Source organism: Lysobacter sp. GQ73 (genome assembly GCF_059758755.1).
The window spans coordinates 590,516-604,902 of the sequence record NZ_JCAXEE010000001.1 but is presented as its reverse complement, the minus strand read 5'-3'; the positions used below and the strand labels follow the sequence as shown (position 1 = coordinate 604,902).

Genomic DNA, 14,387 nt, shown 5'->3' with positions numbered 1-14,387 from the left:
TGCAGCACGAGTACGCCTTGCAGGCCGACGACGCGGTGCTGCAGAAGACCCCGACCAGCTTCGACGTGTCGGTGTGGGAATCGTTCTGGCCGCTGCTGCACGGCGCCCGCCTGGTCGTCGCCCGCCCCGACGGCCACCGCGACCCGGCCTATCTCGCCGGGCTGATCCAGCGCGAGCGCGTCACCACCGTGCACTTCGTCGCCTCGATGCTCGAGATGTTCGTGCAGGAACCGGGCGCGGCGGGCTGCAGCAGCCTGCGCCGCATCGTCTGCGGCGGCGAGGCGCTGTCGGCCGACCTGCGCCGCCGCGTCGCCGAGCGCATCGGCCGGCCGCTGCATCATTCCTACGGCCCGACCGAGGTTTCGATCGGCGTCACCGCCTGGCCCTGCCGCGAACTCGAAGAAGGCCCGATTCCGATCGGCGGGCCGATCTGGAACACCCGCTTGTACGTGCTCGACAGCGCGCTGCGGCCGGTGCCGGCGGGCGTCACCGGCGAGCTGTACATCGCCGGCTACGGCCTGGCGCGCGGCTATCTGCGCCGCGCCGCGCTCAGCGCCGAACGCTTCGTCGCCGACCCCTTCGTGGCCGGCCAGCGCATGTACCGTTCCGGCGACCTCGCCAGTTGGCGCGAGGACGGCGTCATCGTCCACCGCGGCCGCGTCGACCATCAGGTCAAGGTGCGCGGCTTCCGCATCGAGCTCGGCGAGATCGAGGCCGAACTCGCGCGCGCGGGCTACCCGCGCAACAGCGTCATCGTGCGCGAGGATCGGCCGGGACAGAAGCAGATCGTCGCCTACGTCGCGTCCGGCCCAGATCTGGATCGAGAGGCCTTGCGCGAACGCGTGGGCGCGCGCCTGCCCGAGTACATGGTCCCCGCCGCCATCGTCGTTCTCGACACGCTGCCGCAGCTGCCGAACGGCAAGCTCGACCGCAAGGCCTTGCCGGCTCCGGACTTCGTCCCGGCCAGCCAGCGCGCCCCGCGCAATCCTCGCGAACAGACCCTGTGCGCGCTGTTCGCCGAAGTGCTGGGCCTGTCCGACGAACACGCCGCCCAACTCGGCATCGACGACAGCTTCTTCGTCCTCGGCGGCCACTCGCTGCTGGCGATCCGCCTGATCAGCCGGATCCGCGCCGAACTCGATGTCGAGCTGTCGATCCGCGCCCTGTTCGAAACCCCGACCGTCGCCGGCCTGGCGGCCGCGCTCGATCCGAATCAAGACCGGCGCCTGGCGCTGCGGCCGATGCCGCGCCCGGAGACCTTGCCGCTGTCGTTCGCGCAACGCAGGCTGTGGTTCCTGCACCAGTTCGAAGGCCCCAGTGCGACCTACAACATGCCGTTGGCCTTGCGCCTGGACGGCGAGTTGAACGTCGCTGCGCTGCGTGCCGCGCTCGCCGACCTGTGCGAGCGCCACGAAAGCTTGCGCACGGTATTTCCGGCCGGCGATGTGCCGTGCCAGCGAGTGCTCGAACACGCGGCGCCGGCCCTGGATCTCGTCGACAGCGACGAATCCGGTCTCGCCGCCGCTCTGTCGCAGGCCGCCTCCTACGCTTTCGACCTGCGCCGCGAGATTCCGCTGCGCGCCACCCTGGTCCGGCTCGGCCCGCAGCGGCACGCCCTGCTGCTGTTGCTGCACCACATCGCCGGCGACGGCGCCTCGCTGGCGCCGCTGGCGCGCGACCTGGCCGAGGCCTATGCCGCGCGGCTGGCCGGCCAGGCCCCGATCCGCGCACCGCTGCCGGTGCAGTACGCCGACTACACCCTGTGGCAGCAACAGCTGCTCGGCGACGAATCCGACCCCGCCAGGCTGATCGCGGCGCAGATCGCCTACTGGCGCGACGCGCTGGCCGGCTTGCCCGAGCAGATCGAACTGCCGAGCGACCGGCCGCGACCGCCACGCGCGAGTTATCGCGGCGGCCAATGCGGCTTCGCTCTCGATGCAGACACCCATGCGCGGCTACGCGCGGTTGCGCGCCGCCATCGCGCGACCTTGTTCATGGTCCTGCAGGCCGCGCTCGCCGCGACCCTGACCCGCCTGGGCGCCGGCACCGACCTGGCCATCGGCACGCCGGTCGCCGGCCGCCAGGACACCGCCCTGCACGAGCTGGTGGGCTTGTTCCTCAATACCCTGGTGTTGCGCACCGACACGAGTGGCAATCCGCGCTTCGGCGAATTGCTGGCGCGGGTGCGCGCGACCGACCTGGCCGCGTTCGAGCACCAGGACCTGCCGTTCGAGCAACTGGTCGATACGCTCAAACCCGAGCGTTCCTCGAGCCACCATCCGCTGTTCCAGGTGCTGCTGGTGCTGCAGAACACCGAGCAGGCCGAGCTGCAGTTGCCCGGCCTGCGCGCGCACGCGGCCGAGTTCGCCCTGGACGTGGCCAAGTTCGACCTCAGCGTCGCGTTCTGCGAACGCTACCACCCCACCGGGCAGGCCGGCGGCCTCGACGGCGCCCTCGAATACGCCAGCGACTTGTTCGATGCCGCCACCGCCGAAGCGATCGGACGGCGATTGCAACGCATGCTGGTCGCGATCGCCGAAGACGACAGCCTGCCGATCGGCTCTGTTGAGTTGCTCGACGAAACCGAGCGCCAGCATCTGCTGCGCGCCTGCAACGATACGGCCTACCCGGTCGAGCCGGAGTCGGTCGCCGCCGCGTTCGAACGCCAGGTCGCCGCGAGTCCGCACGCGATCGCGGTGGCCGGCGACGGCGTCGAGTGGAGCTATGCCGAGCTCGACCGCCGCGCCGAAGCATTGGCCCACGAGCTGCGGCGTCACGGCGCCGGCGCCGAACGCGGCGTAGCCCTGTTGCTGAAGCGTTCGCCCGAGCTGATCGTGGCCGTGCTCGCGGTGCTCAAGGCCGGCGCCTACTACCTGCCGCTGCACGAGCAGCATCCCGACGAGCGCCTGTCCCGGTTGCTGGCGGAAACCGAAGCCACGGTGTTGCTCGCCGATGCCGGCATCGATGCACGCGACTTGCGCCATCCGGACTTGCTGCGCCTGGACCGCTTCGATTTCGACGCCCCCGCCGAAGCGCGCGCGCGCAGGCCGGCGATCCATCCCGAGCAGCTCGCCTACGTGATGTACACCTCCGGCTCGACCGGGGTACCCAAAGGCGTGGCCGTGCGCCAGCGCGACGTGGTCGAGTTCGCCCGCGACCGCCGCTTCGCCAGCGGCCACGAGACCGTCCTGCTGCATTCGACCCACGCCTTCGACGCCTCGACCTACGAGCTGTGGGTGCCGTTATTGAACGGCGGCCGCATCGCGGTCGCGCCGGCCGAGGCCGGCGACGGCCGCGACTTCCAGCGTCTGATCGAGCGCTACGAGGTGCGCAGCCTGTGGCTGACCGCCGGACTGTTCCACGAGTTCGCCGAATCCACGCCCGAGCTGTTCGCCGGTTTGCGCCAAGTGCTGGCCGGCGGCGACGTGCTTTCGACCGATGCGATCCGCCGCCTGCAGGCGCGGCATCCGCAGTTGCGCATCGTCAACGGCTACGGCCCGACCGAAACCACCACCTTCGCCCTCACCTGCGCCGTGCCGACTCTGCCGCCGGACGCGCGCTCGGTGCCGATCGGCGCGCCGCTCGACAATATGCAGGTCTACGTGCTCGACGAGGCGCTGCAACCGGTGCCGGCCGGCGTGCCCGGCGAGCTGTACATCGCCGGCGCCGGCCTGGCCCGCGGCTATCTGCGCCGCCCGGCGCTCAGCGCCGAACGCTTCGTCGCCAATCCGTTCGAGATCGGTCAGCGCATGTACCGCTCCGGCGACCGGGTGCGCTGGCGCGGCGACGGCCAGATCGATTACCTCGGCCGCGCCGATCAGCAGGTCAAGCTGCGCGGTTTCCGCATCGAACTCGGGGAGATCGAGGCCGCGCTCGCGCAAGCCGGTTACGCACGCAACGCAGTAATCGTGCGCGAAGACCGGCCCGGCCAGAAACAGCTGGTCGCCTACCTGGTCGGCGACGCCATCGACACCGACTCGCTGCGCACCGCGCTCGCCGAGCGCCTGCCCGAGTACATGCGGCCGGCCGCCTTCGTCGCATTGGCCGCGCTGCCGTTGACCGCGAACGGCAAGCTCGACCGTAAGGCCCTGCCGGCGCCCGACTTCGCCCCGAACCGCCTGCGAGCACCGCGCAACGCCACCGAGACTGCGCTGTGCGCCTTGTTCGCGCAGGTGCTGGGGTTGGAGCGGGTCGGCATCGACGACGGCTTCTTCGCCCTCGGCGGCGACAGCATCGGCTCGATCCAGTTGGTCGCCCGCGCCCGCCGCGCCGGCCTGCGCTTCAGCGCCCGCGACGTGTTCCAGCATTCCTCGGTGCAGGCCTTGGCCCAGGTCGCGACGACGGTCGTCGAGGCCGACACGGTCGAGGTCGAAGCACCGGTCGGCGCCTTGCCGGCGACGCCGATCATGCGCTGGTTGCTCGAACGCCAGGGGCCGCTCGACCGCTTCAGCCAGTCGATGCTGCTGCGGGTGCCGGCGCTGCGCCTGCAGCCGCTGCAGGCGGCCCTGCAGGACCTGATCGATCATCACCACGCCCTGCGCCTGCGTTTGAACCGGGACGACAGTCTGGAGATCCTGCCGCTCGGCCGCATCGACGCCACCGACTGTCTGCAGCGCGTCGATCTCGCCGGCCTGGACGGCGACGCGCGCGATGCCGCGATGCAGGCCGCGGCCGACGCCGCGCAGCACCGGCTCTGCCCGCGCGAGGGGCGCCTGCTGCAGGCGGTCTGGTTCGACCACGGCGACGATTCCCGCCTGTGGCTGGCGATCCACCATCTCGCGGTCGACGGCGTGTCCTGGCGCATCCTCGTGCCCGACCTGCAGGCCGCCTGGGAAGCACGCGCGGCAGGCCATGTCCCCGCCCTGGAACCGGTGCCGACCGCGCTGCGCCACTGGGCGCTGGCGCTGCCGAAGCTCGCCGCGGCGCGCCGGCACGAGTTGCCGTTCTGGCGCTCGATGCAGGACGGCCACGATCCGCGTCTGAGTGCCCGCGCGCTCGATCCGCAACGCGACACCAGCGCGAGCCAGCGCGGCCTGTGGCTGCGTCTGGAAGCCGATACCACCCGGGTGCTGCTGACCCGCGCCAGCGAACGCATCCACGGCCGCATCAACGACGTGCTGCTGACCGCGTTCGCACTGGCGCTGGCCGACTGGCGCCAGCGCCGCGGCCTCGACGATGCCGACACGGTCCGCTTCGACCTCGAAGGCCACGGCCGCGAGGCCATCCTGGACGGCGCCGACCTGTCGCGCACGGTCGGCTGGTTCACCAGCCTGTTCCCGCTGCAACTGCGCTTGCCGCGCGGCGAACGCGAGGCCGCGCTGCGCGGCGGCGCGCCGCTGGAGCGCGCGCTCAAATCGGTCAAGGAGCAACTGCGCCGCCTGCCCGACCACGGCGTCGGCTACGGCCTGCTGCGCTATCTCAGCGAGGACGGCCGCGAAGCCCTGCAGGCACTGCCCCCGTCGCAGGTCGGCTTCAATTATCTCGGCCGCTTCAGCGTCGCCGGCAACGGCGCGCAGGCGCCGCACTGGGCTCTGGCCGACGAGGCCGCGCTCGGCGGCGACGGCGACGAAGCGCGCCCGCTCGCCCATGCGCTCGACCTCAACGCCAGCACCGAGGACGGCGCCGAAGGGCCGGTGCTCTGCGCCGGCTGGAGCTGGGCCGGCGAGTTGTTCGAAGAGGAGGCGATACGCGACCTCGCCGAGACCTGGTTCGCGGTGCTGCGCCGCATCGCCGAGACCGTCGCCGACACCGAGCGGCATCTGCTGACCCCGTCGGACCTGCCGCTGATCGCGCTCGACCAGACCCAGATCGAGGCCATCGAAGCCGCGCAACCGCCGCTGCTCGACCTGCTGCCGCTGTCGCCGCTGCAACACGGCTTCCTGTTCCACGCCGTCTACGACCAAGACGCGGACACGCCCGCGGCCGCGGCGAGCGACAGCTACGTCGTGCAGATGGCCTTCACCCTCGACGGCGCGCTCGACCCCGCCGCGCTGCACCGCGCCGCGCAGGCGCTGTTGCAGCGCCATCCGAACCTGCGTGCGGCCTTCGTCCATCACGGCCTGCCGGTGCCGGTGCAAGCGATACCGCGCGATGCGGTGCTGCCATGGCGCGCAGTCACTCTCGAAGGCAGCGCCGAAGCGCGCCATGCCGCGCTCGACGCGCTGCTGCGCGAAGATCGCGCGCAGGGTTTCGATCTCGCCCGCGGGCCCTTGCTGCGCTTCACTCTGGTGCGCGAACACGAGCATCTGCATCGCCTGGTGCTGACCAATCATCACATCGTCTTCGACGGCTGGTCGTTGCCGATCCTGCTCGAAGAGCTGTTCGCGCTGTACGCCAACGGCGGCGACATCGACGCGCTGCCGCGGGTCGCCCCGTATCGCGATTACCTGGCCTGGCTGGCGGGCCGCGACCGCGGCGCCGCGCAACGGGCTTGGCGCGACTATCTCGACGGCGTCGACGAAGCCACCCGGGTCGCCGGCAGCGCCCGCGTCGAAACCCGGACCGAGGTGCTGACGCAGAGCCTGCCCGAAACATTGAGCCGCCAGCTCGACCATCAGGCGCGTCGTCTCGGCCTGACCCTCAACACCCTCAGCCAGACCGCCTGGGCCGTGCTGTTGAGCCGCATCACCGGCCGCGACGACGTGGTGTTCGGCACCACCGTGTCCGGGCGCCCGCCGGAACTCGCCGGCATCGAGCGCATGGTCGGTCTGTTCATCAACACCGTGCCGGTGCGGGTGCGTCTGCAGCCGCAGCAGAGCCTGGAAAGCCTGTTGCGCGCGGTGCAGGCCGAGCAAGCGGCCTTGCTGGAACATCAGCACCTCAGCCTGCCGGAGCTGCAGAAGCTGGCCGGGGTCGGCGAGCTGTTCGACACCCTGACCGTGTTCGAGAACTACCCGATCGACGAGACCGCATTCGGCGAGGACGGCGCCAGCCTGCCCGGCGCCGGCCTGCGCATCGGCCGGCACAGCCAGCACGGCGGCGACGCCTCGCATTACCCGCTCGGCCTGGCGGTGATGCCGGGCGAGACCCTGCGCCTGAGCCTGAGCTATCGCGACGACGCCTTCGACGCGGCCCAGGCGACGCGACTGCTCGGCGCCTACCGCTGCATCCTCGATGCGATCGCGCAGGACCCCGAGCGCTGCCTCGGGCGCGTCGGATTGCTCGACGACGAGGCGCGCGAACGTATGCTCGGTTTCAATGCCACCGCAGCCGAAACCACCGGCTTCGCCGGCCTGCACCAGTTGTTCGAAGCCCAGGCCGCGCGCACGCCGAACGCGCCGGCGCTGATCGGCGCCGACGGCGAACTCGACTACCTCGCCCTGGAACGACGCGCCAATCGCCTGGGCCATGTGCTGATGGCGCGCGGCATCGGCGCGGAGGATCGCGTCGCGGTGGCTCTGCCGCGTTCGCCCGAGGCGATCGTCGCATTGCTCGCCGTGCTCAAGGCCGGAGCGGTCTATCTGCCGCTGGACCCGCAGCATCCGCCGGACCGCATCGGCCATATCCTCGGCGATGCGCGGCCGGCGCTGCTGCTCGCCGACCAAGCCTTCGCCTCGCGCCTGCCGGTGCTCGGCGAGGCGACGCCGCTGCTCACGATCGACGCACCGGCGACGCGCGAGCTGATGCAGTTGGCCAGCGAACGCGCCCCGCGCGACGGCGACCGCCGCTGCGCCCTGCGCGACCATCACGGTGCCTACCTGATCTACACCTCCGGCTCGACCGGCCAGCCCAAGGGCGTGATGGTCGAGCATCGCCAGGCGCTCAATTCGATCCGCGCCCGCAGCGCACGTTATGCGCCGCACCGCAGTGCGGTGTTGCTGCCCTCGCTGGCCTTCGATGCCTCCCTCGCCGCGATCTTCGGCAGCCTCGCCATCGGCGCGAGCCTGGCGCTGCCGGCGGCCGGCCTCGAACACGAGCCGCAGGCCTTGGCCGCCCTGGTCCGGCAACACGGCATCGATCAGTGGATCAGCGGCCCGAGCCTATACGCGGCGGCGCTGGAGCATGCCGACACGCTGGCCTCGCTGCGCAGTGTGGTGCTCGGCGGCGAAGCGATTCCGCCGAGCCTGCGACAGCGTCATGGCGAACACGCCCCGCTGGCGCGGTTGCATAACGAATACGGCCCGACCGAAGCGGCGATCTGGTGCGCCTCGGCCGACGTCACCGAGGCCGAGGGCGAGGCCCTGGCCTGCATCGGCGGGCCGATCGCCAATACCCGCTTCTACGTACTCGACGCGGCGCTGCAACCGGTCCCGGCCGGAATCGCCGGCGAGCTGTACATCGCCGGCGACGGCATCGCCCGCGGCTACCTCGGCCGCGCCGGCCTCAGCGCCGAACGCTTCGTCGCCAACCCCTTCGAGCGCGGCACGCGCATGTACCGCTCCGGCGACCGGGTGCGCTGGCAGGAAGACGGCCGCCTGGCCTACCTGGGCCGCGCCGACCAGCAGGTCAAGATCCGCGGCTACCGCATCGAACTGGGCGAGATCGAGACTGCGCTGGCCCTGGCCGGGCATCCGCGCAACGCGGTGATCCTGCGCGAGGATCGTCCCGGGCAGAAACAGCTCGTCGCCTATCTGGCCGGCGAACGCATCGACGAGGCCGCCTTGCGCGAGTCCCTCGCCGAGCGCTTGCCCGACTACATGCTGCCGGCGGCGTTCGTGGTACTCGATCGGTTGCCGCTGACCCCGAACGGCAAGCTCGACCGCAAGGCGCTGCCCGCGCCGGACTACGCGACCGGCGCACGCGAGCCGCGCAACGCCATGGAAAGCCTGCTGTGCGAGTTGTACGCACAGGTGCTCGGCCTGCCGCGGGTCGGCATCGACGACAGCTTCTTCGCACTCGGCGGCGACAGCATCGGTTCGATCCAACTGGTCAGCCGGGCGCGTCGCGCCGGCCTGCGCTTAAGCGCCCGCGACGTGTTCCAGCAGCAATCGGTGCAGGCCCTCGCCCGCGTCGCCGCGAGCATCCGGGGGCCGGATGCGGCGCCGGCGGAAGCGCCGGTCGGGGTGTTGCCGGCGACCCCGATCATGCGCTGGCTGTTGCAGCAGGACGGGCCGTTCGAACACTTCGCCCAATCGATGCTGCTGCAGGCGCCGCGCCTGCAGCGCGAGCCGCTGATCGCCGCGCTGCAGGACCTGATCGACCATCACGACGCGTTGCGGCTGCGCCTGAAACCCGGCGACGTCCTCGAAATCGCCGTCGCCGGCAGCGTCGCCGCGGCCAGTTGCCTCAACCACGTCGAGCTGCACGGCCTCGATGCGCAGACCCGTGCCTGGACCATCAACCAGCACGCCCAGGCCGCGCAACAGCGTCTGTCGCCGCGCGAAGGCCGGATGCTGCAGGCGGTATGGTTCGACGACGGCGACGCTTCGCTGCTGTTCCTGGCCCTGCATCACCTGGTCGTCGACGGCGTGTCCTGGCGGATCCTGATCCCGGACCTGCAAGCGGCCTGGCAAGCGCGCAGCGCCGGCCGCGCCGCCGAACTGGAAGCGGTGCCGACCTCGCTGCGCCACTGGGCGCTGGCCCTGCCGAAGGCGGCGGCCCAACGCAGCGACGAACTGCCGTTCTGGCGTTCGATGCTGGAAGGCCGGGACCCGCCGCTGACCAGCCGCGCGCCCGATCCGCAGCCCGACAGCGCGACCGGCCGCGGCAGCCTCGGCCTGCGCCTGGAACCCGAAGTCACCCGGGTGTTGCTGACCCGCGCCACCGAACGCATCAACGGCCGCATCAACGACGTGCTGCTGTGCGCGTTCGCGCTCGCCGTGGCCGACTGGCGCCAACGCTACCTCGGCGTCGACCTCGATACGGTGCGCTTCGAGCTCGAAGGCCACGGCCGCGAGGCGATCGTCGAGGGCGCCGATCTCTCGCGCACGGTCGGTTGGTTCACCAGCCAGTTTCCGCTGCAGCTGTCCTTGGCCGAGCTCGATCGCGGCGCGGCGACGGCCGGCGGGAGCGAACTCGAACGCGCGCTCAAGTCGGTCAAGGAGCAACTGCGCCGACTGCCCGACCAGGGCATCGGCTACGGCCTGCTGCGCTATCTCGACCCGGCCGCGGGCGAGGCCTTGGCGGCCTTGCCGGCGCCGCAGATCGGCTTCAACTACCTGGGCCGTTTCGCCGTCGCCGGCGGTTGCGGGCAACAGCATTGGGCGCCGGCCGCCGACGTGCTGCTCGACGGCACCGGCGAAGAAGCGCACGCCTTCGCCCATGCGCTGGACCTGAACGCCACCACCGAGGACGGCCCGCAAGGCCCGGTGCTGTGCGCCGGCTGGAGTTGGGACGGAGCGCGCTTCGACGAGATCGCGGTGCGCGACCTCGCCGAGACCTGGTTCGCGGTGCTGCGCCGCATCGCCGCCACCGTCGCGGCCGGCGAGCATCGCCTGCTGACCCCTGCCGACCTGCCCTTGGTCGCGCTCGACCAGCGCCAGATCGAAACCGTCGAAGCGACCCAGCCGCGCCTGCTCGACGTGCTGCCGCTGTCGCCGCTGCAACACGGCTTCCTGTTCCACACCCTGTACGACGAGCAGGCGCAGGATCGCTACATCGTGCAGATGGCCTTCACCGTGAGCGGGCCGCTCGATGCCTCGCGCCTGCGCCGCGCCGCCCGGGCCTTGCTCGAACGCCATCCGAACCTGCGCGCCGCCTTCCTCCACGAGGGCCTGAGCGAACCGGTGCAGGCGATCCCCTGCGAGGTCGAACTGCCCTGGCAGGAACACGCGCTCGACGGCGATGCGGCGAGCCGCGAGGCCGCCCTCGAGGCCCTGCTGCTCGACGACCAACGTCGCCGCTTCGAACTCGGCCGCGGCCCGCTGCTGCGCTTCACCCTGGTACGGGATGGCGATGGCCATGCCATGCGCCACCACCTGCTGTTCACCAGCCACCACATCCTGCTCGACGGCTGGTCTTCGCCGATGCTGTTGCAGGAGTTGTTCGCGCTGTACCGCAACGGCGGCGATGGCGCGGCGCTGCCGTCGGTCGCGCCGTATCGCGATTACCTGAGCTGGCTGTCGAGCCGCGACCGCGAGCGTTCGGCCGCGGCCTGGCGCGAGGCCCTGGCCGGTCTCGCCGAGCCGACCCGTCTGGTCGCGGCTTCGACCGCGGCGACGGTGCCGTCGGCGCTGTCGATGAGCCTCCCGGCCGCGCTCGGCGATGCGCTCGCGCTGCAGGCGCGGCGCCATCGGCTGACCCTCAACACCCTGGTCCAGGCGGCCTGGGCGATCGTGCTGGGGCATTTGACCCGCCGCGACGACGTGGTGTTCGGCGTCACCGTGTCGGGGCGCCCGCCGGACGTCGCCGGCATCGAACGCATGATCGGTTTGTTCATCAACACCGTGCCGCTGCGCCTGCAACTGCGGCCGCAGGAAAGCCTGCTGGGCCTGTTGCAGCGCCTGCAGCTGCAGCAGTCGGCCCTGCTCGAACACCAGCACCTCAGCCTGGCCGAGATCCAGCGCATCGGCGGGCTCGGCGAGTTGTTCGACAGCCTGCTGGTATTCGAGAATTTCCCGGTCGCCCCCTCCGCGGTCGGTCGCGGCGACGACGACGGCATCGAGATCGCCCTGCGCGGCAATCACGGCGCCGCGGCGACGCATTACCCGCTGGGCCTGTCGGTGACGCCGCCCGCACCGGGGCAGCCGCTGCACCTCGACCTGAGCTATCGCCCGGACCTGCTCGATGCCGCGCATGCACGCGCCATCGCCGGACGCTTCGCGCGCGTGCTCGAAGCGATCGCGCAGGCGCCGGGCACCCGCGTCGCCGCGCTCGACTTGTTCGACGACGACGAACGCGAGCAGGCGCAGCGACGCAACGACACCGCGCGTACGATACCGGCCGAAACCGCGATCGCCCTGTTCGAAGCCCAGGTCGCGCGCACCCCGGAAGCGGTCGCGTTGATGTTCGGCGAGCAGACCGTCGGCTATGCCGAACTCGACCGCCGCGCCGACCGTCTCGCCCGCCGCCTGCAGGCCGCAGGCATCGGCCCCGACAGCATCGTCGGCCTGTGCGTGGAACGCTCGCCGGAGGCGGTGGTCGGCCTGCTCGGCATCCTCAAGGCCGGCGGCGCCTACCTCGCGCTCGATCCGGATTACCCGCCGCAGCGCCTGGCTTACATGCTCGACGATGCCCGTCCGGTGGCGGTGGTCACTCAAGCGTCGCTGCGCTCGCGCCTGCCGCACTCCCCGGCGCGGCTGGTCCTCATCGACGGCGAAGACAGTGCGCCCGATACGCCGGTGCGCGGCACGCCGCATCCCGAGCACCTCGCCTATCTGCTCTACACCTCCGGTTCGACCGGACGGCCGAAGGCGGTGATGGGCACGCATCGCAACGTCGCCTCGCGCCTGCATTGGGACGTCGAACTCGACGGCGAGGTCGAGGAGATCTACGCGCAGAAGACCACGGTCAACTTCATCGACGTGCTGTGGGAACTGTTCATGCCGCTGATCCGCGGCCAGCGCGTGCTGATCCTGGCGCGCGAACAGGCCACCGACCCCGAGCGCCTGATCGAGGCGCTGGCCGAGGCCGGCGCGACCCGCATCGTGCTGGTGCCGTCGCTGCTGCGGGCCATGCTCGATACCGGCATCGACCTCGCCGCGCGCCTGCCGAAGCTGTACTACTGGTCGTGCAGCGGCGAAGCGCTGGGCTTCGAGCTGGCCAACCGGTTCAAGGCAGCCATACCGCAGGCGCGCCTGCTCAACATCTACGGCACCTCCGAGTTCTGGGACGCGACCTGCTTCGAAGCCCGCGCCGACGACCGCGGCGAGCACGGCGTGCCGCTGGGGCGCCTGATCGACAATATGCGCGCCTACGTGCTCGATCCCTTCCTGCGGCCGGTTCCGGTCGGTGCGCCTGGCGAACTCTACGTCGCCGGCCTCGGCCTCAGCCGCGGCTATCTGCGCCAGGCCGGGCTCAGCGCCGAACGCTTCGTCGCCAACCCGTTCGAGCCGGGCGCGCGCATGTACCGCTCCGGCGACGTGGTGCGCTGGCGCGGGGACGGCGAACTGGAGTACCTGGGCCGCGCCGACCATCAGCTCAAGATCCGCGGCTTCCGGATCGAGGCCGGTGAGATCGAGGCCCTGCTCGCGGCCGACGAGGCCGTCGCCCAGGCCACGGTCGGCGTGCGCGAGGATCGGCCCGGGCAGCGCCAACTGGTCGCTTATCTGGTGCCGGCCGCGGGCCGCATCCCGGACACGCAAGCGCTGCGCGACGCCCTGGCCGCGCAGTTGCCGAGCCACATGCTGCCGTCGGCCTGGGTCGTGCTGGATCGCCTGCCGCTGCTGCCGAACGGAAAGATCGACCGCAAGGCCCTGCCCGCCGCGGACGCGCCGGCACGCCGGGCCGCCGGCACCCCGCAGCAGCAGGCCTTGTGCGCGCTGTTCGCCGAAGTGCTGGAACTCGACGAGGTCGGCATCGACGAAGACTTCTTCGAACTCGGCGGCCATTCGCTGCTCGCGCCGCGCCTGATCGGCCGGATCCGCAGCACGCTCGGCGCCGTGCTCTCGACCCGCATGCTGTTCGAGACGCCGACCGTCGCCGCCCTGGCGCAGCGCCTGGCCGAACCCTTGCAGGCGCTGTCGTCGCTGCAGCCGCTGCTCCCGATCCGGCCCCACGGGTCGTTGCCGCCCCTGTTCTGCCTGCCCCCGGCCGGCGGCCTGGGCTGGTGGTACAGCGGTCTGGCGCGGCATATCGACCCGCAGCGGCCGATCTATGCCTTGCAGGGCCGTGCGCTCCTCGATGAATCGAGCGTGCCGCAGCGGCTGGAAGAGGCCGCCGAGGACTGCCTAGCGCAGATTCGCGCGGTGCAGCCGCAGGGACCGTATCACTTGCTCGGGTGGTCCTACGGCGGCGTGCTGGCGTTCGAGATCGCGCAGCGCCTGCAAGAGGCCGGCGAACCGGTGGCGCTGTTGGCCTTGCTCGACAGCTACCTGCTCAGCGCCTTGCCGCAGTTCGACCCGGCCGCGAACGACAAACCGCGCGAGCGCATCCTGCAGGAGTTCCTCGAACACAGCGGTTGCGACCTTGCCGGCTACGACGCGGCCACGCCCGACTATGCCCGCGCCGCGCAACTGCTCGACGGCAGCATCTATTCGGGCTTCGATGCCGGCCAGCTCGAGCGCTTCATCGCCGCGACCGCCAACGACGTGGCCCTGCTCGGCCGCTACGCGCCGCGCCGGCGACTGCAGGGCGAGTTGGTCTATTTCAACGCCGCCGCGGGCAAGGACGACGGCGCCCCGGGTGCGGCCGAGTTCCGCGCCCGGGTCGACGGGCGGGTCCATGTCCACGACATCGATTGTCGCCACGACGAGATGGCGCATCCGCAGCACCTGGCCCGGATCGGCCGGGTGCTCGCGCAGCGCTACCGGATCTGAGCGATGGCCTCCGCTTTCCCTGGATTTTCCCTT

1 protein-coding gene (cut by a window edge) is annotated in these 14,387 nt (G+C 71.4%); it reads left to right on the top strand.

Features of this window, described 5'->3' with window-relative positions; translation table 11 throughout:
* On the top strand, window positions 1–14,354 hold the 3' portion of the coding sequence (locus AC6CH2_RS02400; RefSeq protein ID WP_498267764.1) for an amino acid adenylation domain-containing protein. Its footprint begins 1,912 nt before the window's first position; only the last 14,354 of its 16,266 coding nucleotides appear in the window; its start codon lies beyond the left edge, outside the window; it ends in the stop codon at window positions 14,352–14,354.
* Window positions 14,355–14,387 lie beyond the last annotated feature (33 nt).